Raw genomic sequence first — 24600 nt, forward strand, 5'->3', positions numbered from 1 at the left:
TCAACTGTGGGAGCGAGCCTGCTCGCGAAGGCGTCAGCAAAAACACCACCTTCTTGTCAGGAAGTGACAAAAATCGTCACTCACCATCCAGTCCATTCCTTACCAATCGCCATATCGTTATTCAATAACGGTATTTAATCTCCAGTTCTTATAGCTATAAAGTCATCCCCCTGCGTACCTGCCGACCAATCGGCGCGCCGCACGACCTGAACCAACACGCAATCCAGCGTGAGTGTCTGATCGACGAGCGCGCCCGTCAGCGCGCCGTGCGTGGGAGATGGAAAGATGTCCGCAGCTACTGCTTCCCCGAGCGCCGCCTCCGCCGCGCCGCAATCCTTTGAAATCCGCCCTTTCAGCGGTGCCGTTGGCGCCGAGATCATCGGCCTCGACCTCAGCCGGCCAATCAATGATCAGGACTTCGCGCGCATCCACCGCGCGCATCTGGATCACCACGTTGTGGTGTTCCGCGACCAGCCAATCACCCCGCAACAGCAAATCGACTTCAGCCGCCGCTTCGGCGTGCTGCAGATCCACGTGCTCAAGCAGTTCCTGCTGGCCAACCACCCGGAAATCCTCATCGTTTCCAACATCATTGAAAACGGCCAGAACATCGGCCTCGGCGATGCCGGCAAATTCTGGCACTCCGACCTTTCCTATAAAGAGCTGCCAAGCCTCGGCTCGATGCTCCACGCGCAAGAGCTGCCGTCCGAAGGTGGCGACACGTTGTTCGCCGACATGCACAGAGCCTGGGACAGCTTGCCCGAGGCCTTGCGCAAAGCGGTTGAAGGCCGCAGCGCTGCGCATTCCTACACCGCGCGCTACAGCGAAACCAAATTTGAAGGCAACTGGCGCCCGACCCTGACCCCGGAGCAACTGGCTCAAGTCGCCGAAGTGGTGCACCCGGTGGTGCGTACGCACCCGGAAAACGGCCGCAAAGCACTGTTCGTCAGCGAAGGTTTCACCACGCGCATCGTCGGTCTGCCGGACGACGAGAGCCAACAACTGCTGACTGAGCTCTACGCCCACAGCGTGCTGCCGCAAAACATCTACCGCCATCAGTGGCAGCCACACGATCTGGTGTTCTGGGATAACCGTTCGCTGATCCATCTCGCCGCCGGCTGCCCCGCGCACCTGCGCCGCAAGCTGTATCGCACGACCATTCAGGGCGATGCGCCTTTCTGATACGCCGGAGATTGATCAAACCATGAACGCTCCCTTGCCAGGCCACGCGGCCAGCAACCCGATCGCCCGCAGCGACGCGCTGCTGGCGGTCGATCACGTCAGCCTCGAATACCGCACGCCGCAACGTGTGGTGCGCGCCACCCACCAGGTCAGTTTTGAAATCGACCCGGCCGATCGTTATGTGCTGCTCGGCCCGTCCGGTTGCGGTAAATCCACTTTGCTCAAAGCGGTCGCCGGGTTCATTCAACCGTGCGAAGGCGAGATCCGTCTGCAAGGCCAGCGCGTCGACGCGCCGGGGCCGGATCGGATCGTGGTGTTTCAGGAGTTCGATCAGCTACCGCCGTGGAAAACCGTCAAACAGAACGTGATGTTTCCGCTGCTCGCATCGCGCACTTTGAAGAAAAAAGAAGCTGAAGAGCGCGCGCTGCACTATCTGGAAAAAGTCGGGCTGGCGGCATTTGCCGATGCCTATCCGCACACGTTGTCCGGCGGCATGAAGGCGCGCGTGGCAATTGCCCGGGCATTGGCGATGCAGCCGAAAATTCTCTTGATGGACGAACCGTTCGCCGCGCTCGATGCGCTGACCCGCCGCAAGATGCAGGAAGAATTGCTGCTGCTCTGGGAAGAGGTGCGCTTCACCCTGTTGTTCGTCACCCACTCGATTGAAGAGGCGCTGGTGGTCGGCAACCGCATCCTGCTGTTGTCGCCGCATCCGGGCCGGGTGCGCGCCGAGGTGCACAGCCATCAATACGATCTGCACAGCCTCGGTGGCGTGGCGTTTCAGGAATCGGCGCGGCGCATTCATCGTCTGCTGTTCGACGAAGGCCAGTCGCCGGAAACCGAGCGTGACCACGACTTCAACGACATTCGCATCGCCTATTGAGCGGCCTGGAGGACAACCCGATGAGCCATTCATCATCTGTGCGTGAAGAATTCGAAATTGTGCTGGAGCCGCTGACCGAAGTGCCGGTCGAGCGTGAGTTGTCGCTCGGTACGCGGCTGTGGCAACAGGGCTGGCTGCGTAAAAGCCTGATCCTGATTGTGCTGGCGGTGTTGTGGGAAGTGGTTGCGCGGATTCAGAACAATGATTTGATGCTGCCGAGTTTCCTGCAGACCAGCCATGCGTTGTTCGAGGGCCTGCTCAGCGGTGAATTGCTGGCCAAGGTATGGATCTCGTTGGTGGTGTTGATCAAGGGTTATCTGATCGGCATTGTCTTGGCATTTGCCCTGACCACGCTGGCGGTGTCGACGCAATTGGGCCGTGATCTGCTGAGTACGATGACCTCGATGTTCAACCCGCTGCCGGCGATTGCTCTGCTGCCGCTGGCGTTGCTGTGGTTTGGTCTGGGGCAGAACAGCCTGATTTTTGTGCTGGTGCATTCGGTGTTGTGGGCGTTGGCGTTGAATACTTATGCCGGGTTTCTCGGGGTCTCGGAAACCTTGCGCATGGCCGGGCGCAATTACGGCTTGAAAGGTTTGCGGCTGGTGTTGTTCATCCTGATCCCGGCCGCGCTGCCGTCGATTCTGGCCGGGCTGAAAATTGGCTGGGCGTTTGCCTGGCGCACGTTGATCGCGGCGGAGTTGGTCTTTGGCGCGACCAGTGGCAAGGGTGGGCTGGGCTGGTACATCTTTCAGAATCGCAATGAACTGTATACCGACAAGGTGTTTGCCGGGTTGGCGGTGGTGATTCTGATCGGGTTGCTGGTGGAGAATCTGGTGTTCGATACCCTCGAGCGGGTGACGGTTAAACGTTGGGGTATGCAGCGGTAATTCTGTGGCGTTGCGGCTGGCCCTTTCGCGAGCAAGCTCGCTCCCACAGGAGAATGCATTCCAAATGTGGGAGCGAGCTTGCTCGCGAAGGCGTCAGTAGGATCAACGCCTACTCTGAAAGATGTTTGCTAGCATTGCGCTCAGATCAATCCTGATCAGCCACGAGTGCTCAGCATGCAACTCCCGGACATGAACCTTCTGGTTGCCCTCGACGCCTTGCTCGACGAGGGCAGTGTGGTCGGCGCCGCGCGACGGATGAACCTCAGTCCGGCCGCCATGAGCCGCACCCTGACGCGGATCCGCGAGGCCATCGGCGATCCAATTCTGGTGCGCGCCGGTCGAGGCCTAGTGCCAACACCCAAAGCATTAGCGTTGCGCGAGCAAGTGCGTGATGTGGTCGAGCAAGCCGCGCTGCTGTTCCGCTCCGCTGACACCGTGGAGCTGGGCACACTGCGCCGGCGCTTCAGCATCCGCGCCAACGACTTCTTCATCGGCGTTTACGGCGGCAAGCTGTTCGACACCCTCGACCAGCAGGCACCGCACTGCGAATTGCGCTTCGTTCCGGAAGGTGACGGTGACGATGAGGCCCTGCGTGAAGGCCGCATCGATCTGAGCGTCAGTAACACCCGCCCTGTCACCCCTGAAGTCAAAGTACAGAACCTGTTCTCCACCCACTTCGTGGGCCTGGTGCGCGAAGACCATCCATTGCTCGACGGCGAAATCACCGCCGAACGCTACGCCGGGTTTTCCCATATCAGCATGTCGCGCCGCGGCATCGCTCGCGGCCCCATCGATACGGCGCTGAATGCGCTGGGCCTGGAGCGGCGCGTGGCGGTGATTGCACCGAGTTTCCATGCGGCGATGTTTGCGTTACCGGATTCCGACCTGATCCTGCCAGTGCCCAAAGAAGCGCTGCTCAGCGTGCGTCGGCTCGGCCTGAAACTGCGCTCATTCGATCTGCCAATCCCCTTGCCGACGCTGATGCTGACCCAGGCCTGGCACCCGCGTTTCGACAAGGATCCGGCGCATCGCTGGCTGCGGGAAACCCTCAAGGCCTGCTGCGACGAAACGTGGCTGGCGGCCCAGCCTTAATCTTCGAACAAACACAAAACCCTGTGTGCGAGCCAGCTCGCGAAAGCGGTGGATCAGTCACCATTGATATTGACTGACCCGACGCTTTCGCGAGCAGGCTCGCTCCCACAAGGATCTCAATTGCTGCGTATGGCGCACTTATAAACTGCCAATAAGTCAATTTTCGTCATTGCCAAGCCCGACTAAGATGCTCCGGTATTTTTCCCTCCGGAGTGTGTATTCATGACATCCCTGACGGCGGCAGCGCCTATCGCTGCGGCCAGCCCGGCGAAGGCGATCACGCCACCGGTGTTCGGGGCGCGGATCATCATTGGCCTGGTCGGCGTGCTGCTGGCGGTGCTGGTGTCGGGCCTCAATGAGATGGTCACCAAGGTCGCGCTGGCCGACATTCGTGGCGCGTTGAACATCGGCTACGACGAAGGCACCTGGCTGGTCGCCAGTTACACCGCCACCTCGGTCGCGGCCATGGCCTTCGCACCGTGGTGCTCGGTGACCTTCTCGCTAAGGCGCTTCACCCTCTGCGCGATCGGTCTGTTCACCTTGCTTGGTGTGCTCTGCCCGTTAGCGCCCAATTACGAAAGTCTGCTGCTGATGCGCATCCTGCAAGGTCTGGCCGGCGGCGCACTGCCGCCGATGCTGATGACCGTCGCCCTGCGTTTTCTGCCCGCCAATATCAAGCTCTATGGCCTGGCCGGTTACGCGCTGACGGCGACATTCGGCCCCGGTCTCGGCACACCGCTGGCCGGGTTGTGGACCGAATACGTCGGCTGGCAATGGACGTTCTGGCAAATCATCGTGCCGTGCCTGATTGCGATGGTGATGGTGGCTTACGGTCTCCCGCAGGATCCGCTGCGTCTGGAACGCCTCAAGTCATTCAACTGGAAGGGCCTGCTGTTGGGCTTTCCGGCGATTTGCATGTTGGTGATCGGTGTGTTGCAGGGCAATCGCCTGGACTGGTTCGAGTCGAGCCTGATCTGTGGATTGCTCGGTGCAGGCTCGCTGTTGCTGCTGGCTTTTCTGATCAACGAGTGGTCGCAGCCGATCCCGTTTTTCAAATTGCAGATGCTCGGTATCCGCAACCTGTCGTTCGCGTTGATGACGTTGGCCGGTGTGCTGGTAGTCCTGCAGGCGGTGGTGTTGATTCCATCGAGTTATCTGGCGCAGGTGCAGGGTTATCGGCCGGCGCAGACCGCGCCGATCATGCTGATCGCCGCATTGCCGCAACTGATTGCGCTGCCGTTGGTGGCGGCGCTGTGCAACCTGCGCTGGGTCGATTGCCGCTGGGTGCTTGGCATCGGTTTGAGCATGTTGACGCTGTCCTGCCTGGGCGGATCGCTGCTGACCTCGGAATGGATTCGCGACAATTTCTACGTCCTGCAATGGCTGCAGATCTTCGGTCAACCGATGTCGGTGTTGCCGCTGTTGATGCTCTCGACCGGCAGCATCCAGCCAACGGACGGTCCGTTTGCCTCGGCGTGGTTCAACACCGTGAAAGGTCTGGCAGCGGTGGTCGCCACCGGGGTGCTTGAGGCGCTGACCACCGCGCGCCTGCATTTCCACTCGACCATGTTGGTCGACAACCTTGGCAATTCGCCGTTGACCGATCGCAGCGATCCGGGCCTTGCCCATCGCCTGCACGAACAGGCCGTGGTGCTGACCGCATCCGATCTTTATGTGTGCATGGCCGGCGTCGCGGTGGCGCTGATCCTGCTGATTTTCTGGCTGCCGACGCGGATCTTTCCGCCGCGCGCGCCGACCTGATTGCTGCACTGAACAATGAAGGTTTTTATGACGACTCAAGCAAAGCAAAAACTCGCGGTGGCCATCGCCGCCGCACTGGCGGTCGGCGTGCTGGTGTATCTGGCGCTGCCCGGCGTATTTGGCAAGCGGCCCCAGCAAACTACCAACGATGCATTCGTCTCCGCCGACTACACCCTGGTGGTGCCGCGCGTGGCCGGCTTCATCAAGGAAGTGCTGGTGGAAGACAACCAGCAAGTGAAGGCCGGGCAGTTGCTGGCGCTGATCGATGATCGCGATTTGCGCGCTTCAGCCGAAGCGGCGGACGCGCAGACCCTGGTCGCGCGGGCGCAATTGCAGAACGCCAAAGCGACGCTGGAGCGGCAGACCTCGGTGATCGCTCAGGCGCAAGCCTCGGTGGTGTCGGCGAAGGCTGAAATGGCGTTTGCCCAGCAGGAACTGAATCGCTACAACCATCTCGCCGGCGTGGGTGCCGGCACTGTGCAAAACGCGCAACAGGCGCGCACTCGCATCGATCAGGCCACGGCGCATCTGGACACCGCCACGGCGAAACTGGCGGCGGAGCGCAAGCAGGTCGATATTCTCACCGCTCAGCGTGACGCGGCCGAGGGCAGTTTGAAACACGCGCAAGCGGCACTGGAAATCGCCAGTTTCGAACTCTCCTACACGCGCATCACTGCACCGCAGGACGGCATGATCGGCGAGCGCGCCGTGCGCGTCGGCGCTTACGTGACGCCGGGTAGCAAGCTGTTGGCGGTGGTGCCGCTGAAGCAGGCGTATGTCGTGGCGAATTTTCAGGAGACGCAATTGACCGACGTGCTGCCGGGGCAGGAAGTGCAGGTGCATGTCGACAGCCTCGGTGGCGAAACCTTGAGCGGACGCGTCGAGAGCATTGCGCCGGCGACCGGCGTGACCTTTGCTGCGGTGAAACCGGATAACGCCACCGGCAATTTCACCAAGGTGGTGCAGCGGATTCCAGTGAAAATCATGCTGGAGCCGGGCCAGCCGTTGGCCGAACGGTTGCGGGTCGGGATGTCGGTGGAGGCGAGTATTGATACCAAAAGCTCGGTGACCTCCGTGCGTGAGGTGACTCAGCGATGATTGTTGTTGAATCGATTGACGTCTTCGCGAGCAAGCTCGCTCCCACATTGGATCTCGGCAACACCACAAACCTCCTGTGGGAGCGAGCTTGCTCGCGAAGAGGCCAATGGCAGCACATCATCTTGAGTGCCTTGCTCACAGTAAGCCTCACTGCCTGCACCGTAGGCCCAGACTTCCAGAAACCCGAAGCCACACAAATCGCGGACTGGGCCAAGTCCGCGCCCAGCCAAGCCGTCAGCGAACCGTTGAACGAACGCTGGTGGGAAGTCTTTCACGACCCACAACTCTCCGCGCTCACCCAGCGCGCCGTCCGCAGCAACCTCGACCTGCAACTGGCCAGTAGCCGCCTGCAACAAAGCCGTGCCGCTCGCCAAGTCATCAGCGCTGACCGTTATCCGAACACCGTCGCCACCGGCAGCTACGCCCGCGAACGCAACAGCGGCAAAGGCCTGAGCGACCCGTCCGGACACAACGGCGATTCCGCTTTCAACCTGTGGGATGCCGGTTTCTCCGCCTCATGGGAACTGGATTTCTGGGGCCGCGTGCGCCGCGAAACCGAAGCCGCTGATGCCAATCTTGAAGTCGCCGAAAACGATCGTCGCGGGGTGCTGCTCGCCGTGCTTGCCGATACGGCCCAAAACTACATCCAGCTACGCGGCGTGCAGAACACCCGCGCGGTCACTGAGCAGAACCTCGATGTTGCCCGGCACAGCCTGAAACTCTCGCAACTACGGCTGGCCGATGGCGTGGCGACCGACCTGGACGTCGCTGAAGCCGCTGCGCAAGTCGCCGCCATCGAGTCACGCTTGCCGGCGCTGGAACAACGCCAATCGCAACTGATCAACGCGATCAGTCTGCTGATGGGCGAACCGCCGCAAGCCTTGGCCAAGGAGTTATCCTCCGACGCCGCTGTGCCGCAGTCACCGCTGCAAGTCGCTATCGGCTTGCCGTCGCAACTGGCTGAACGCCGTCCGGACATCCGCCAGGCCGAAGCGCGCCTGCACGCCGCCACCGCCAACATCGGCGTGGCCAAGGGCGATTTCTATCCGCGCATCACCCTGTCCGGCAACCTCGGCTCACAAGCCATGCAACTCAGCGATTTCGGCTCGTGGGGCTCGCGCGCCTTCGGCATCGGCCCGCAATTCAGTTTGCCGCTGTTTGACGGCGGACTCCTGCGCGGCGTGTTGCAATTGCGCGAAGCTCAACAGCAGGAAGCCGCCGTCGCCTATCAGCAAACCGTGCTGCGCGCCTGGCATGAAATCGACGATCAACTGACCGCTTACAACGCCAGCCAGCGCCGCCGCGACAGCCTCGCCGAAGCCGTACGCCAGAACCAGATCGCCTTGCGCACCGCGCAACAGCAATACGTCGAAGGCGTGGTCGACTTCGTCAACGTGCTCACCGTGCAAGGCGCCTTGCTGGCCACGCAGGAGCAGTGGGTGGAGAGTTCGACCGGCGTTTCGCTGGCGATGGTCGGGTTGTACAAGGCGTTGGGCGGGGGATGGGAGTCGGTGTATCCGGCGCAAGTAACTACCAATAATCCGGTTTGATCGCTGGTTTTTTTTGAGTGGCTACTCGTTTTGGAAACTGATGAAGTTTCAGCTCTTCAGTCGAAATAACGCGTCTCAACCAGTTTGAGTTGTCTTTCAATGAGCCTGGGGGCGGGCGGATAGATCCGGTCCGATGAGGAAGGATCACTCCAATGATCAGGGCAGGAAAATCTGTTCGGAGCGCCTTCAGAGCAGGTGTCATGTCGGTATCACTGGAAACCAGAATGATTTGATCAATGCGCCCTGCACCTTCGGACATTGTTTGCCGGCTTGCAGTGCGATACATGCTGATTGCTATATGCACATCGGTTTCTTTTTCTTCCAGTTTCCAGATATCGACTTTGTCCTGACGTGACGCATGGGTGTTCCTATCTATAAACCTTGGTGCTTTGGCTGGCTCTAATTGATGCCGTCCGAAATGCACGGTGACTTTGCTCGCTCGCAATGCCCTTATGTACGCATCTTGTGCTTCCTTGGAAACGCGGCCGCGAGTTGCCAGCTGGGGTTTGATTGGAGAAGTGAAGTAGTCAATCGAGACTATTGAGCTCTGAGGGTTTTCGATGAGGGCAATATGCGTCAGCAGGCTGTGCAAGTTCAGCCATTTATAGGGTGTGCCAGCGAGCAAGCCGTAAAACAGGTTGTAGCCATCAACAAAAAATGCGGTGCGCACAAAAAATCCTCAGAAACGAAAAAACCGGCCTAAGCCGGTTTTTTCATCCCCAACTGCCAGCGAACTGAATCGCTACGTACGGGGTTGAGTAAGGCAATCCTAGATTGAGTGCGTCATGCAGGTCAATCACCAAATAATTGCGGGCTCACTCCACTGGTTTATTTCCAGCACCGGCTTGCCAGTTTTGGCTACCAATGCCGACTAGGGTCAAGCCATTTAAGGGCGCCAATATTAGAAGTTGTTGCAGAAAGAGGTACATTCGGCCCGCGTTTACTCCCATAGGTAGCCTGTCTATCGCCTTATTCGCAATGCGCTATCGGTAGCATTCCTAACTCGTGTAGGAAAGCGGAGCTTGCCTACATCTCTTAAACGAACATTGAGCGGCTTTCTCTTTTGAAACATTACATTTCTGACGAGTAATGGCCTTTCGCTTGACGCTAACCCCCGCTGTCGTAGACTCCGCACATCCGTCAGGGAGTAGCGGTTATGCAGCGTTTTCGCGGTTGGGTTATCGGATTGACCTTAGTTACGTGTGCAGTTCAGGCGCAAACGCCCGGGCCAGACGATCCGCTGCTGGATAATCCGGGGACGGCGGCGGCCACTGCGAGCAGTGAGGCGCGGGGGGTGTTGCGGGCTCGTGATCAGGCGACGCTGGCCAGTGAGCTTTCCGGGCGGATTGTCGAGTTGCCATTCAGTGAGGGCGAGTCGTTCAAGAAGGGCGATACGCTGGCGAAGTTCGATTGCTCGGCCTATCAAGCCCAGCTCAATGCCGCGCAGGCGGCCAGTCGCGGTGCCGGTGAAGAGCTGGCGCACAACAAGCAGTTGGCTGCGCTCAATTCCGTCGGGCGGTTCGAAGTGGCGCGGGCCGAGGCCAAGGTCAGCGAAACCCAGGCGCAATCCCAGGTTTATCAAGTGCAGGTCAAACGCTGCAGCGTGATCGCGCCGTTCGACGGGCAAGTGGTCGAGCGCAAGGTGCAGCGCTATGAAAGCGTACCGGCCGGCGCACCGCTGCTCGATGTCGTCGATAACCGTACCCTCGAAATTCATCTGCTGGTGCCGTCGCGCTGGATGGCCAGACTCAAGCCCGGCCAGACCTTCAGCTTCGTGCCCGATGAAACCGGTCAGCCGATCGATGCCACGGTGAAACGTCTCGGCGCGCGCATCGATGAGGGCAGTCAGACCCTGTTGCTGGTCGCCACACTTCCCGAAGCCAAAGGTTTGCTCGCCGGCATGAGCGGCACCGCGCGTTTTCCGGAGCTTAAGTGAACGCTCCGGTGAGCGGCGGCGCCGAGCAGGTGTTCGCGCGCTTTCTCGACCTGGAACGCCAGACACGCGCCGCCCGTGACGCCGCGCAACTGGCCTACAGTCTGGTCAATGACGGCCAGTCGCTGTTCGGTTTTCGCCATGCCGCGCTGTTGATCGCCGGCAAGGTGCAAGCCGTGACCGGCGTCAGTGCGGTCGAGCCGAATGCGCCGTTCGTGGCGTTCGTCGAGCAGGCCGTGGCGCAGTTGTTCAAGCAGGATGTACTGAAGCAGGCGCGAGTGATTGCGCCGCAGCTGCTCAGCGAATCGACTCAGGCCGACTGGCGCAGTCTGTCTGCCACGCAAGTGTTCTGGCTGCCACTGGTTGATCGCGACGCGCAGGTGTTTGGCGGTTTATGGCTGGCCCGCGATGTGCCGTGGAACCCTTCCGAACAAGTCCTGCTGTCGCAATTGGGCGACACCTACAGCCACGCCTGGCTGGCACTGCAACCGCGCAAACCGTGGCGGTTGCGCTGGACCCGTAAACGTCAGGTGGCACTGGTCGCGGTGCTATTACTGGGGCTGTTGATTCCGGTGCGTCAATCGGTGCTGGCCCCGGCCGAAGTGGTGCCGCTGGGCGGCCGTGTGGTGGCGGCACCGCTGGACGGGGTGATCGCCGAATTTCTGGTCAAACCCAATCAAACGGTGAAAACCGGCGATGTGCTGGTGCGTTTTGAAAGCACCACGCTCAAGGCGCAGGCCGATGTCGCCGAACGTGCGCTGGGGGTGGCCGAAGCTGAACTGAAATCCAATTCCCAGCGCTCGTTCGCCGATGCCGAATCCAGTGCAAAAGTCGATTTGCTCGCCGCCCGTGTTGAGCAGAAACGCGCCGAGCGCGACTACGCCCGCGAGCTACTCAAGCGCAGCGAAGTACGCGCCGAGCGCGACGGCATTGCGGTGTTCGCCGACGCGGAACGCTTGACCGGCAAACCGGTGCAGACCGGCGAGCGCCTGATGGACATCGCCGACCCGAACCAGGCCGAACTGCGTATCGAACTGGCCGTCGGCGATGCGATTTCGTTGGAGCCCGGCGCCGAAGTGGCGTTGTTTCTCGACAGCGATCCGCTGAAGCGCCATCTCGCCACACTGGAACGCTCGGCATACGAGGCGCAGCCGACGGCGGGCGGGCAACTGGCCTATCGGCTCGACGCCAATTTCGCTGACGCTCCCCCGCGTATCGGCCTGCGTGGCACAGCGAAAATCTTCGGTGATCGCGCGCCACTGGCGTTGTACCTGCTGCGCCGGCCACTGGCCGGTTTGCGCCAGAGCGTGGGCCTCTAGATGAATCTGCCGAGCCTGCGTGCCGACCTGCAATTGTCGCCCGCGGCGCCGGCTTTGGACGGTTCGCCGCGCTGGACCCTGGCCGATCCGGTGCGCGGGCGTTATTTCAAACTCGGCAGCGCGGCGATGCGTCTGTTGCGCCACTGGTCGCTGGGTGATGCCGAACAAGTCTTGCACGCGGCCAATCGCGAGCCTGGCTTGCCGCTGGACGGCACGGAACTTGAGCAGTTGCTGGAATTTCTTCGCGGCCACGATTTGATTTCTGCGCTCGACGATCAACAGCGCGCCAGCTACCGCCTCAAGGCCTTGGCGCAAAAGCAAAGCCTGTGGCAAATCCTCCTGCATCAATACCTGTTCTTCCGCATACCGCTATGGCGCCCGGACGCATTTCTCAATCGCGCGTGGCCGTGGCTTGCGCGCTTCGGCCCGCGCCTGCTGCGCTACGGTTTGCCGACGACGTTGGCGCTGGGCGTGTTTCTGGTCTCGCGCGACTGGCAGCGTTTTGTCGGGACGTTTCCGCACCTGTTCAGCCTCGGTGGCGCGTTGGCGTTTGGCGTGGCGCTGTTCTTCGCCAAACTTTGTCACGAGTTTGGCCACGCGTTCATGGCCAAGCGCGCCGGGTGTCGGGTGCAGAGCATGGGCGTGGCGTTCATGGTTTTGCTGCCGATGTTCTATACCGATGTCAGCGATGCCTGGCGGGTCAATGATCGCCGCGCGCGATTGTTGATCGGTGCCGGCGGTGTGCTCGCCGAATTGTTGTTGGCGTGTATTGCGCTGCTGGTGTGGTCGTTACTGCCTGATGGGCCGGGACGCACGGCGGCGTTCATGCTCGCCAGCGCCACGTGGATCACCACGCTGGTGGTCAACCTCAATCCGTTCATGCGTTTTGATGGTTATTTTCTGATCAGTGATTTCTGGGAAGTCGACAACTTGCAGGGCCGCGCATTTGCGCTGTGTCGCTGGCGCTTGCGTGAATTTTTGTTCGGTTATGGCGCCCCGGCGCCGGAGCCGTGGTCGCCGAAGATGCAACGGCGTTTGCTGATCTGGGGGTATGGCTCATGGTTGTGGCGTGCGGCGTTGTTTTTCGGGATCGCGCTGGCGGTCTATCACCTGTTCTTCAAGGTATTGGGGATCTTCCTGATGCTGGTGGAACTGGTGTGGTTCATTTTTCTGCCGATCATGCGTGAGTGGCGCCAGTGGTGGAGCCGCCGCGAACAGGCGCACGGCCCGCGCGTGTTGCTCAGTGCGCTGGCGCTGCTCGGGTTGTTGCTGGTGCTGATCGTGCCGTGGCGCAGTTCGGTGGAATTGCCGACGATGCTCGAGGCCGGGCGCGCCAGTGCCCTGCATGCGCCAACGGCGGCGCGGGTCAAAGCGGTGAACGTGACGGACGGGCAGAAGGTCGCTCAGGGCGATGTGCTGATTGAACTGGAATCGCCCGATCTCGAGTCGCGGCTGGTGATCGTGCGTCGGGAAATCCAGATCCAGCAGTTGTTGATGCGCCGCCAGGCCAGTCGCAGCGAAACCGCTGCCGATGCGGGCATTGTCGAGCAGCGGCTGGCAGAGGCGGTCGCCGAGTACCGTGGACTGACGGCGCAACGCGAGCGCCTGTTGCTGCGCGCACCGCAGGCCGGCAGCGTGCGTGATCTGCTGCCGAACATGACGGTCGGGCGTTGGCTGTCGACCCGCGATGCGCTGGCCCGAGTGGTCGAGGACGGCGCACGCCTGCGCGGTTATCTCGCCGAAGCCGAATTGTGGCGAGTCAAACCCGGTGCCAGCGGCCGCTTCATCGCCGATGACCCGATGCACCCGGCGCTGGCCGTGCAGTTGAATGAAATCGACACCAACGGCGTGGCCTACGTCGATCAGGAGGCGCTGACCTCCGATCATCACGGGCCGATTGCCGTGCGCCGCGATCAACAACAGCGCGCGGAACCGGTGCAGGCGCAATACGGCGCGCGACTCAGCGTGCTCGATACCGCGCCGACACCGCCGCAACCGTTGCGCGGTGTGGTGATCTTGCAAGGCAGCGGCGAATCGTTGCTCGGTGTGGCATGGCGCCGAATGGCGGCGCTGGGGGTCAGGGAAAGCGGTTTCTAACGGAGAGCACGATGGCGGACAACGCAGCAGTGGCGGCAGAAGGATTGGTGGTGCGGCCTTCGCGGGCAAGCGACGGGCCGTTTTTGCAAAGCCTGTATCAGACGGCGCGGCCGGACCTGCAATGGGTCGACGGCGAGCAGGAACAGATTCAGCAACTGGTCGCCCAGCAGTTCCAGGTGCAGGAACAGGGCATGGGCGACAACTACCCCAACGCCATGCACTACGTGGTGGAAAAACTCGGCAGTGCCATCGGCGCGTTGAGCACCGATTTCGGCGCTAACGAGATTCGCGTGTTGTACCTGGCGTTCATCCCAAAGGCGCGTGGTCAGGGCTTTGGTCGCGCCGTGCTGCAAGGTGTACAGAAAGCCGCGCAACAGATTCGCTGCCCGGTGGCGACGGTGGTCTGGACCAGCAATCCCCATGCGCGACGGCATTACCTCGCGCTCGGGTTTGCGGTTGAAGAAAGCAATCCGGCGGCGGAGCGACTGGTCTGGTATCCCCGGTAATCTCCGTGCAGGTGCTGCCGAAGGCTGCTCCTTGGGTTCGGGTCAGTTGAAGGTGATGTGGAAGTAAGCCAGCTCTGGCGGCCGCCCCATCGGTGGTACCCGCGACACGAAGATGCCGTCCACTCGCCCCAGTTCAGGCAACTCCAGTGCACATAAACCATCGACGAATTCAGTCGCTTCCAGGCTGCTCAATTCGACGCTGAATGGCATGCGCTCGCTGTAACGCATTTGCGCCAGCGGTTTCTCTGCGAGTTCGCCGATATGGATTTGCAATGCGCTGCCATCGGGCAGATACAGGGTGCCGATCCGCCCGAGAAGGGCCTGGAAATGTTGGCTTTTAACCGATTGCAGCATGGTCTCGCTCCGGCAAAGTGGGGAACCGGGGGAGGTGGCTCCCCCCGGTGGTCGATCAGTTACGCGATGGGAAAATGCCGTTCAGCGCGATGCTGAAGTTAAGCACCAGATACGGGTTCATGATGGGCAGCGGCAGGCCGTTGCCAGTTGGCGAGATCGTGCCGCTGATGGTAGTTGCGGCGCCTTTGAGCGGAACGGGCGAAGCGCCCTGGGCATCGGAAAAGATATTCGCCAGACCCGGCCCGGTGCCTGACGCACCAATGTAGGCGTTGGTTGCCGTCGGCGCGCCCGCCGGATTGCTGGCCGGGTTGGCCAGTTGCACGGTGGTGGTGGCGGTGAGGCCGGCGAGGGTGTGGGTGTGGTTCGGCAGATTGTTGAGGGTGGCAGTGACTTGCTCGGCGCCGGAGATTTCTCCCATGACTCTCGGCGTCAGGCCGCCGCCGTTGCCCTGGCAGATCGGCATGCGGCTTTGCAGGTTGGGGAGCCCGAAAGTGACAGTGCCGTTGCCTCCGTAAACCGTACCGAGCAATGCAAACAGTGCCTGGTTCTGGCTGATTCCGATGATCTGACCGTTGCACAAGGCCCAGCCGCTGGGCGCATAGTTGAAAGCAAACGTCAGAACAGTGCCCATGTAAACGTCCATAAAGTCCTCATCCTTCTGATTGGTTGTCGGCGGGCCGCTAGTGGGTTCAGGCGGTTGCTATTGCCTTGGCACTCCGTGGCCAGGTCACGCCACGCCAGAGCGTAGACCCGGATTGGCAAGGTTGCCGGATGTCGTGAAGTCGCAAATCGGCATCGACGCTGCTCCTGCGCCTGACCTAGAGTGACTGGCAGGTTCGGGCTCATACAGGCGTGGTGTCGTGGCACGGCAAGAGGCAGCAATGGCGGTCAACAGAGTGACACCGGTGGGCGACAAACAGGATCCGCACGCGACGCCGGGTCCGTGGTTTGCCCGCTTGCGCCTGATCCGCTGGGCCAGAGAACACTGGCTGCTGCCGATTCTGTTACTGGCCGCTGCCGTACGCTTTTACGATCTGACCGCTGCGGCGATCTGGGGCGATGAAGGTTCCAGCCTGCTGCTGGCGCGCTATTCGGTGGCCGATATCTGGCACCACGCGGCGTTCGATGTGCACCCGCCGCTGTACTTCATGCTGCTGCATGGCTGGATCGAGTTGTTTGGCGACGGCATTTTTGCCATCCGTTGCCTCAGCGCGCTGGCCGGGATTGCGGCGGTCGGCATGGGCATCTGGCTGGTGGATCGCCTGGCCACGCGCCGCGCGGCGATCCTCGCCGGTCTGCTGCTGGCGCTGTTGCCGACAGCGGTGCGCTACAGCCAGGAAGTGCGCATGTATTCGCTGCTCGGCCTGCTGTTGATCGCCGCGACGCTGGCGCTGGTCTACTGGATCCGCCGGCCGCAGCGTCATCGCTATCTGCTGGTTTATGCGCTGCTGATGACAGCGGCGCTCTACACCCATTACTTCGCGGTGCTGGCGGCGTTGTGTCACTGGGTTTATCTGGCTGTGATTCGGTTTCAGCGCGGCTATCGCTTGCGCCATATCCAGCACCCGGGCTGGTGGCTGGCGAATCTGGCCATCGCGACGTTGTACCTGCCGTGGCTGCCGAACCTGCTCGATCTGACCCAGCACATGGAACAACTCAAGGTCGGTGGCGATGTCGGCTGGGAAGACCCGGTGACGCTGGCGTCGTTGCCGTCGATGATCTGGTCCTGGTTGATCCAGGATGACGGCGAACACCTGCCGTTACCGGTGTTTGGCGCGTTGCCGCTGGCGTTGCTGCTGCTGGCGGCGGTGGCGGTCATTCGTGATCGCAGCGTGCCGCGCGGCAGTGTCCTGTTGGCGTTGTATACCGGCTTACCGCTGTTGCTGGTGTTCGCGGTGTCGTTCATCACGCCGGTGTTCATCGAGCGCTATCTGACCGCTTATGCCCTCGGTTTGCCGCTGCTGGCCGGGCTGGCCATCGACCGCTTGTACAGCCGCGTGCGGGTTCTCGCGTTGTCGGTGCTGGTGTCGTTGCTCGGGGTGGAAATGGTTGGCCTGAATAACAACGCCACGGTCGACAGCAACGATCAGTTCGATCGCGTGGTGAACTACGTCAATCAGCACTTCCAGCCCGGTGATCGCATCATCACCAGCGACATGCTCTGGTACTTGAGTTACGTCTACTACGATCGCACCGGCGCGCAGGTGCGGCTGTATACACCGCCGGCTGCGGATGGCCGCTCGATGCGCCCGAATCAATATGGTTTCGGGACGCTGGTCAGCCCCGATGTCTACCTCGACAGCCTTGCCGACCTTTCCGGCAATGCCCGCATCTGGCTGGTCGGCACCCAGGATGACCCGGCAGAGTTTGCACCGTTGCCCACCACTTGGCAGATCAGCGCGCAAGTTCATGCGGGCGGTGCGCAAGCGCGCTTGGTCACGCCGAAACCCGCAGCCGAATAGCGGCTGTAGAGACTAAAACGTTTCACCTTTAAATTCGCGATTAGAAATTAACTGGTTAGTTCTTTTTGCTCTTAGTTGATATCAAAACACTACTAGTCGCAGGGTGGTTGTTGGACTACGCTCTGTCGGACAAATGGACTTTTGATCAGGGTGAAGGGATTGCAGCAGTTCCACTTTATCTCCGGCTTGCCGCGCTCAGGCTCCACCCTGCTTTCTGCCATTCTTTTGCAGAACCCGCGCTTTCATGCCGGCATGACCAGCCCGGTCGGATCGCTGTTCGCCAGTGTCCTCGAGCAATGCAGCGCCGGCAGTGAGTACGGCGCGGTGATCGACACCGACATGCGCCGCCGCCTGTTGCGCGGTCTGTTCGAATCCTTCTATGCCGACAAGGCCGACCAACCGGTGGTGTTCGACACCAATCGGCAGTGGAGCTCGCGCCTGCCGGCACTCAACGACCTGTTTCCCCAGGCCAAAGTCATCGCCTGCGTGCGCAATGTCGCCTGGGTGATGGACAGTCTCGAACGGCTGTACCGCGCCAATCCCTTTGAAAACACCAAGCTGTTTGGCGATGCCGTCGAGCGCAACACGGTGTACAGCCGTTGCGAAACCCTGGCGCAGCGCAATCGCCTGGTGGGTTTTGCCTGGGCAGCGCTCAAGGAAGCCTATTACGGCGAGCATGCCGACTCATTGCTGATCATCGATTACGACCTGCTGACCCAAGCGCCGGAGCGCGTGTTGCGGCTGGTTTACGAGTTCATTGGCGAGCCTTGGTTCGAGCACGATTTCGAGCACCTGGCCTATGACGCGCCAGAGTTCGATCAAGGCCTTGGCCTGGCCGGCCTGCACAAGGTCAAACCGAAAGTGGCCTTGCAGTCACGGCGCACCATTCTGCCGCCCGACCTGTTCAAGCAATACGCTGATTTGTCCTTTTGGCTCGATGGCTCAGCCAGCGCCGCCAATGTCATTCGTATGAAGTCCGACGCCGCGATCAGTTGATCGCGGCGTTTTTCATTGATGCCTTACGTACCTTCGTTCGAGTTCGGGTGAGCAACATGTGGTGGAGCATTTTTGGCGGTGCAAAGGTCAAGTCTCGGGTAACCGCAGGTCAGCGTTCGCTGGCCGCGCCGATGATCATGTCGCTGGAGCCGCGCATGCTGTTCGACGGCGCGGTGGCCGCCACCGTGGCCGATACCGCTGCACAAGCCGACAGCCATGCACCCACCGCAGCCGAAGCGGCCAAGGCGCCGACGGCTGACCATCCCGTGGCGAGCAAGGACACCCACGGCCAGGCCGATGCCACGCCGGCAGCCAGCCCGGTCGCGGTGCCCGGCCAGAGTGTGGTGTTCGTCGACTCGCGGGTGAAGGATGCCGACAGTCTGCTGCAAGGCATTGCTCCCGGCACGCAAGTGGTGAAACTCGACGCCAGCAAGGACGGCTTGCAGCAGATCGCCGACTTCCTCGATCAACATCACGGCGTCAGCTCGGTGCAGATCATTGCCCACGGCAATGCCGGCGATTTGTGGCTGGGCAACAGTTATCTGTCGGCGGACAACGTCGCTCAACGCAGCGCGATCCTGGCGGAAATCGGCAAGGACATGAACGCTGGCGGCGACATCCTGATTTACGGCTGTTACACCGCCGAAGGTGATCGTGGCTTGAGTTTTGTCGACTCGCTGGCGCAACTGACCGGGCGTGATGTCGCCGCTTCGAACAACCGTACCGGTGTCGGCGGCGACTGGGATCTGGAAATCGCCACCGGCACCATTGAAAGCGCCAACGTGCTGTCGAGCAAAGCCATGAGCGAGTACCAGTGGGGCCTCGCCACCTGGACCGCGACCAACAACCTCAATTCCGGCGTCGGCTCGCTGCGCGCGGCGCTGGCGTCGGCGCAGAACGGCGACATCGTCACGTTCAGTTCCGGCATGACCATTCAGCTCACGTCTGAGCTGCTGATCAACAAAAGCCTCACCGTCGACGGCGACCTGAATAACGACGGCGTCGCCGACGTGACCCTCGATGGCCAATACAAAACCCGCGTGGTGGAAGTCGCCTCCGGCAATACCGTGACTCTGGATGGTCTGGTGATCACCAAAGGTCTGGTGGCGGGCAACGGTGGTAATGGCGGCTCAGCGGCGGCGGGCGCCATGGGCGGCGGCATTTTCAACGCCGGCATCCTTACCCTGAGCAACGTGACCGTTACCGCCAACGCCGCTTCCGGCGGGGGTGGTGGCGGGGGTGTGACCGGCGGTTATGTCGGCGGTGGCGGTGGTGGCGGCGGCGGTATCGGCGGCCAGAACGGTGGCCATGGCGGTTCTTCCGGCCCGGCCACCGGCACCTATGCCGGCGGGGCGGGCGGTGCCAATGCCGGCGGCTACGGCGGCGGTTACAGCCCGACCGACATGGGTGGCCGGGGCGGCACCAGCACCGGTGGCGTGGGCGGCAATGGCGGCAGCGCCGGTGCCGGTTACAGTCATGGCGGCAATGGCGGTTCGGCGAGCAATGGCAGCCTGTCGATTGGCGGCGGCGGTGGCGGTTCGGGCTGGGACAAAGTCGGCGGCGTCGGCGGCAATGCGGCCGGCGGTATCTACAACGCCGCGAGCGGCACCCTGAAAGTCATCGGCACCTCGGTCATCAGCAACAACATTGCTGCCGGCGGCGGTGGTGGGGGTGGCGGTGGTGTCGGCAGCAACGGTGCCGATGGCGGTGCCGGCGGTCGCGGCGTCGGGGCGATCTGGAACAACGGCGGCGTGGTGCTGATCACCGCGAGCAACTTTGCCGCGATCAGCGGCAACGGCGCCGCCAGCGGTGCCGGTGGGCTTTCCAACGGTGGTTCGACCGGCACGACGCCGAGCGCACTGGTGGGGATCTACAACAATGGCGGTACGCTCAACACCGCTTACGTGGAGCCGCCGACCGCCACCATCGTGGTCGCCGACACCGCGCTGAATATTGGCGAAACCTCACTGGTAACCATCACCTTCAGTCGAGCGGTCAGCGGTTTCACCAACGCCGACCTGACCATTGCCAACGGCACGTTGACCTCGGTGTCCAGCGCCGACGGCGGAATCACCTGGACGGCGACCTTCACGCCGACCAACAACATCACCGACACCACCAACCTCATCACCCTCGACAACACCGGGGTGACGGCAGTCTCCGACAGCGTGGCAGGCGTCGGCACCACCAACTCGAACAATTACGCGATCGATACCCAGCGCCCGACTGCGACCATCGCCATGGCCGACACCGCGCTGAAAATCGGTGACACCTCACTGGTGACCATTACCTTCAGCGAAGCGGTGTCCGGTTTCACCAACGCCGACCTGACGATTGCCAACGGTACGCTGACCAATGTCTCCAGTGCCGACGGCGGCATTACCTGGACGGCGACCTTCACGCCGACCAGCAGCATCACCGATGCCACCAACCTGATCACCCTGAACAACAGCGGTGTCGCGGATCTGGCCGGCAACGCCGGCAGCGGCACCACCGATTCGTCCAACTACGCGATCGACACCGTACGTCCGACCGCCACCATTGTGGTGGCGGACAACAGCCTGTCAGTCGGTGAAACCTCGCTGGTGACCATCACCTTCAGCGAAGCCGTGAGCGGTTTCACCAATGCCGACCTGACGATTGCCAACGGTACGCTGACCAATGTCTCCAGCGCTGATGGCGGCATTACCTGGACGGCAACCTTTACGCCGAATAGCAATATCACCGACGCGACCAACCTGATCACCCTGAACAACACCGGCGTCGCGGATCTGGCCGGCAACACCGGTACCGGCACTACCGATTCCAACAACTATGCGATCGATACGCTACGGCCGACCGCCACCATCGTGGTCGCCGATACCGCGCTGAAAATCGGTGAAACCTCGCTGGTGACGATTACCTTCAGCGAGGCTGTCAGCGGTTTCACCAACGCCGATCTGAGCATTGCCAACGGTACGCTGACCAATGTCTCCAGTGCCGACGGCGGCATCACCTGGACGGCGACGTTCACACCGACCAGCAGCATTACCGACGCCACCAACCTGATCACCCTCAATAACAGCGGGGTCGCCGATCTGGCGGGCAACACCGGCACCGGCACCACCGATTCCAACAATTACGCGGTCGACACCGTGCGGCCGACCGCCACCGTGGTGTTCGCGCAAAGCACCTTGAAAATCGGCGATACCGCGCTGGTGACCATCACCTTCAGCGAAGCGGTGAGCGGTTTCACCAACGCCGACCTGACCATCGCCAACGGCACCCTGACGGCGGTCAGCAGTGCGGACGGCGGGATTACCTGGACGGCGACGTTTACGCCGAGCGCGAACGTCACCGATGCGACCAACCTGGTGACACTGGACAACACCGGCGTTGCCGATCTGGCTGGCAACGCTGGCAGCGGCACCACCGATTCGAACAACTACAGCATCGACACCCAGCGGCCGACCGCGACCATCGTCATGGCCGATCCTGCCCTGAGCGCCGGTGAAACTTCGCTGGTGACGATTACCTTCAGCGAGGCGGTCAGCGGTTTCAGCAACGCCGATCTGGCCGTGCCCAACGGCACGCTCACGGCGGTCAGCAGCGCGGACGGCGGCATCACCTGGACGGCGACGTTCACACCGACCGTCGGGGTCAACGACAGCAGCAACATCATCACCCTGGCCAACACCGGGATCGCTGACTTGGCCGGCAACGCCGGCACGGGCACGACCAACTCCGGCAACTTCACCATCAATACCGTGGCACCGACCGCCACCATCGTCGTCGCGGACAACAGCCTGACCATCGGCGAAACGTCGCTGGTGACCATCACCTTCAGCGAAGCCGTGACCGGTTTCAACAACGCCGACCTGACGATTGCCAACGGTACGCTAACGGCGGTGAGCAGCAGCGATGGCGGTATCACCTGGACGGCGACTTTCACCCCGACCAGCAGCATCACTGACGCGAGCAACCTGATCACCCTCGACAACAGTGGTGTGCAAAACGCTTCCGGCAACGCTGGCAATGGCACCACCAATTCGAACAACTACGCCATCGATACCCAACGCCCAACCGCAACCATTGCACTCGCCGACTCGGCACTGGGCGTCGGCCAGACCACCACCGTGACCCTCACCTTCAGCGAGGCCGTCAGCGGTTTGACCCTGGCCGACCTGACCGTGGCCAACGGCACGCTCTCCGGGCTGAGCACCTCGGACAACATCACTTACACGGCGACGTTTACGCCGTCGGTGGGCGTCACCGACACCAGCAACATCATCACCCTGGACAACACCGGCATCACTGACATCGCGGGCAACACCGGCAGCGGCACCACCGATTCGGCCAACTACGTGATCGACAGCCAGCGTCCGACCGCCACCATCGTCATCAGTGACACCGATCTGCGCCCGAGTGAAACCGCGCTCGTCACCATCACCTTCTCCGAGGCGGTCAGCGGATTCGACAACAGCGACCTGAGCGTTGCGAACGGCACGCTGAGCAATGTCTCGTCGAGCGACGGCGGCATCACCTGGACAGCCACCTTCACGCCGACCATCGGCGTCAGCGATGCCACCAACCTGATCGTGCTGAACAACGCTGGCATCAGCGATCTGGCCGGCAATGCCGGCATCGGCATCACCAACTCGGCCAACTACGCGGTGCAGACCGAAGTGCCGACGGCGACCATCGTCGTTGCGGACACCTCGCTCAAGGCCGGCGAAACCTCGGCGGTGACCATCACTTTCAGCGAGGCGGTCAGCGGTTTCAGCAACGCCGATTTGACTATCGCCAACGGCACGTTGAGCAACGTGGCATCCAGCGACGGCGGCATCACCTGGACAGCGACGTTCACGCCGACCACCAACATCACCGACACCAGCAACCTGATCACCCTCGACAACAGCGGTGTGACCAACGCCTCCGGCAACAGCGGCGTCGGCACTACCGATTCGAACAATTTCGCCATCGACACGGCGTTGCCGACCGCGACCATTGTGGTCGCCGACAATCGCCTGGGCATTGGCGAAACCACCACCGTGACCATCACCTTCAGTGAAGCGGTCAGCGGCTTCGATCTGTCGGACATCAGCGTCGCCAACGGCACATTGGCCAACCTGACCAGCAGCGATGGCGGCATCACCTGGACCGCCACCCTGACGCCAACCGCCAACGTCAATGACAGCACCAACCTGATCATCGTCGACACCGCCGGGGTGCAGGATCTGGCCGGCAACCTGGGCGCCAGCATCGCCATCTCCAACAACTACGCGCTCGATGCGACCCGGCCAACGGTGGACATTGTGGTCGCCAATCCACATCTGGGCATCGGCCAGACCACTACGGTGACCTTCACTTTCAGCGAGGCGGTGAGCAATTTCGACCTGTCCGACCTGAGCGTGACCAACGGCGATCTGAGCAACCTCAGCAGCAGCGATGGCGGCAAGACCTGGACGGCGACGTTCACGCCGACCGCCAGCGTCAACGACCCGAGCAACTTCATCGCGCTGGACACCAGCAACGTCACTGACCTGGCCGGTAACGTCGGCAGCACGGTGGCGGTGTCGAACAACTATGCGCTCGACAGCGAACGGCCAACGGCGACGGTGCTGATTGCCAATCCGAATCTCGGCCTCGGCCAGACCTCACAGGTGACCATCACCTTCAATGAAGCGGTCAGTGGGTTTGATCTGGCGGACATCAATGTCGGCAACGGCACTCTGTCCAACCTGAGCAGCAGCGACGGCGGCAAAACCTGGACCGCGACCCTGACGCCGAATGCCAACGTCAACAGCGCCAGCAACGCTATCAGCGTCAACAGTGCCGGGGTCAGTGATCTGTCGGGCAACAGCGGCAGCGGTGTCAGCAGTTCGAACAATTATGCGATCAACACTGTGCCGCCAGTCGTGCCACCGACGCCGCCCACTGCGCCAATCAGTGTGGTCATTCCCGATCCACTGATTCGCAGCAGCGATCCGGTGGTGCCAGCACCGCCACCGAGCTTGCCGCTGCAACCGATCATCTTCACTCCGCCCACCGGCGATCTCGGCTCACCGCTGACCTTTGCGCCGCTGTTCGAGCAACGGGTGATCGGCAACGGCATTCGCCCGCTGGGCGATATTTTCATCAACCACGGCGCCTTGAGCCCAAGCTTTATTGCTCAGGTGTTCGGCAGCAGCGACAACGCGGGTGACGGCTCCGGTCATGGCTTCCTCGGTTTTGGCGGCGGCGATGGCGGCGTCTTCGGTAGCAGCACGCTGTCGAGCCTGTTCAACCAGAACAGCGGCGCCGAGCGCGATTCGCTGAACGCATTTGGCAGTCACTCACTCAAGGCCGGCGACATTTCCCAAGGCCTGCGCGGCGTGTTTGGCGCGCCGACGCTGGGCCAGCAATTGCAAGAACTCAAAGACAGCGAGCAACACCGGGTCGACAACCTGGCGGCGGCGTTGCAACAGGTCGGTATCAGCGAAATATCGGCCTGAAAAAACC

General features: G+C 61.7%; 17 protein-coding genes. 14 read left to right on the forward strand and 3 right to left on the reverse strand.

What is annotated here, in order from left to right; translation table 11 throughout:
• Positions 1-285: 285 nt before the first annotated feature.
• From A8O26_RS07355 to A8O26_RS07385, 7 genes are all read left to right on the forward strand, one after another.
• Positions 286-1182: a TauD/TfdA dioxygenase family protein gene (locus A8O26_RS07355; protein ID WP_064117412.1), complete on the forward strand. Its 897-nt coding sequence runs from the start codon at positions 286-288 to the stop codon at positions 1180-1182.
• A 22-nt stretch (positions 1183-1204) separates the two neighbouring features.
• Positions 1205-2065: an ABC transporter ATP-binding protein gene (locus tag A8O26_RS07360; RefSeq protein ID WP_007918315.1), complete on the forward strand. Its 861-nt coding sequence runs from the start codon at positions 1205-1207 to the stop codon at positions 2063-2065.
• A 20-nt stretch (positions 2066-2085) separates the two neighbouring features.
• The gene (locus A8O26_RS07365) at positions 2086-2952 is read left to right on the forward strand and encodes an ABC transporter permease (protein WP_064117413.1); all 867 of its coding nucleotides are present in this window, start codon (positions 2086-2088) and stop codon (positions 2950-2952) included.
• Between the two features lie 174 nt (positions 2953-3126).
• On the forward strand, positions 3127-4044 hold the full coding sequence (locus A8O26_RS07370) for a LysR family transcriptional regulator (RefSeq protein WP_064117414.1): 918 nt from the start codon (positions 3127-3129) through the stop codon (positions 4042-4044).
• 222 nt (positions 4045-4266) lie between these two features.
• Positions 4267-5805 carry an MFS transporter gene (locus A8O26_RS07375; RefSeq protein WP_064117415.1) on the forward strand — a complete coding sequence of 513 codons (1539 nt, stop codon included), beginning with the start codon at positions 4267-4269 and terminating at the stop codon, positions 5803-5805.
• A 27-nt stretch (positions 5806-5832) separates the two neighbouring features.
• Entirely contained in the window at positions 5833-6903 is a 1071-nt protein-coding gene (locus A8O26_RS07380) for an HlyD family secretion protein (protein WP_064117416.1), read from the forward strand.
• Positions 6900-8453 carry an efflux transporter outer membrane subunit gene (locus A8O26_RS07385; RefSeq protein ID WP_172828127.1) on the forward strand — a complete coding sequence of 518 codons (1554 nt, stop codon included), beginning with the start codon at positions 6900-6902 and terminating at the stop codon, positions 8451-8453. The genes A8O26_RS07380 and A8O26_RS07385 overlap by 4 nt, the downstream gene beginning before the upstream one ends.
• On the opposite strand, the gene A8O26_RS07390 is transcribed toward A8O26_RS07385, so the two are convergent.
• Positions 8434-9123 carry an NYN domain-containing protein gene (locus tag A8O26_RS07390; RefSeq protein ID WP_064117417.1) on the reverse strand — a complete coding sequence of 230 codons (690 nt, stop codon included), beginning with the start codon at positions 9121-9123 and terminating at the stop codon, positions 8434-8436. The two genes, A8O26_RS07385 and A8O26_RS07390, sit on opposite strands and share 20 nt — an antisense overlap.
• A gap of 486 nt (positions 9124-9609) precedes the next feature.
• Here A8O26_RS07390 and A8O26_RS07395 point away from each other — a divergent pair, with 486 nt between their 5' ends.
• The 4 genes from A8O26_RS07395 to A8O26_RS07410 are packed head-to-tail and all read left to right on the forward strand — an operon-like array spanning position 9610 to position 14308.
• Positions 9610-10389, forward strand: coding sequence for an efflux RND transporter periplasmic adaptor subunit (locus A8O26_RS07395; protein ID WP_064117418.1), 780 nt, complete (start codon positions 9610-9612; stop codon positions 10387-10389).
• On the forward strand, positions 10386-11705 hold the full coding sequence (locus tag A8O26_RS07400) for an efflux RND transporter periplasmic adaptor subunit (protein ID WP_064117419.1): 1320 nt from the start codon (positions 10386-10388) through the stop codon (positions 11703-11705). Before A8O26_RS07395 ends, A8O26_RS07400 begins: the two co-directional genes overlap by 4 nt.
• Entirely contained in the window at positions 11706-13802 is a 2097-nt protein-coding gene (locus A8O26_RS07405) for a biotin/lipoyl-binding protein (protein WP_064117420.1), read from the forward strand.
• Positions 13803-13813: 11 nt separating this feature from the next.
• Complete coding sequence (locus A8O26_RS07410) at positions 13814-14308, forward strand: GNAT family N-acetyltransferase (RefSeq protein WP_064117421.1); 495 nt, start codon at positions 13814-13816, stop codon at positions 14306-14308.
• A 42-nt stretch (positions 14309-14350) separates the two neighbouring features.
• On the opposite strand, the gene A8O26_RS07415 is transcribed toward A8O26_RS07410, so the two are convergent.
• Together A8O26_RS07415 and A8O26_RS07420 are read right to left on the reverse strand one after the other, a co-directional pair.
• On the reverse strand, positions 14351-14662 hold the full coding sequence (locus A8O26_RS07415) for a DUF6916 family protein (RefSeq protein WP_064117422.1): 312 nt from the start codon (positions 14660-14662) through the stop codon (positions 14351-14353).
• Between the two features lie 55 nt (positions 14663-14717).
• Entirely contained in the window at positions 14718-15305 is a 588-nt protein-coding gene (locus tag A8O26_RS07420; protein WP_064117423.1) for a phage tail protein, read from the reverse strand.
• Between the two features lie 238 nt (positions 15306-15543).
• Here A8O26_RS07420 and A8O26_RS07425 point away from each other — a divergent pair, with 238 nt between their 5' ends.
• The 3 genes from A8O26_RS07425 (at position 15544) to A8O26_RS07435 (ending at position 24593) form a co-directional block, all read left to right on the forward strand.
• Positions 15544-17124 carry a glycosyltransferase family 39 protein gene (locus A8O26_RS07425; RefSeq protein WP_064117424.1) on the forward strand — a complete coding sequence of 527 codons (1581 nt, stop codon included), beginning with the start codon at positions 15544-15546 and terminating at the stop codon, positions 17122-17124.
• Between the two features lie 150 nt (positions 17125-17274).
• Positions 17275-18120: a sulfotransferase family protein gene (locus A8O26_RS07430; RefSeq protein ID WP_064117425.1), complete on the forward strand. Its 846-nt coding sequence runs from the start codon at positions 17275-17277 to the stop codon at positions 18118-18120.
• Between the two features lie 56 nt (positions 18121-18176).
• On the forward strand, positions 18177-24593 hold the full coding sequence (locus tag A8O26_RS07435) for an Ig-like domain-containing protein (protein ID WP_064117426.1): 6417 nt from the start codon (positions 18177-18179) through the stop codon (positions 24591-24593).
• Positions 24594-24600: the final 7 nt, after the last annotated feature.

The sequence above is a fragment of the Pseudomonas fluorescens genome (assembly GCF_001648775.1).
Lineage (GTDB): Bacteria > Pseudomonadota > Gammaproteobacteria > Pseudomonadales > Pseudomonadaceae > Aquipseudomonas > Aquipseudomonas fluorescens_M.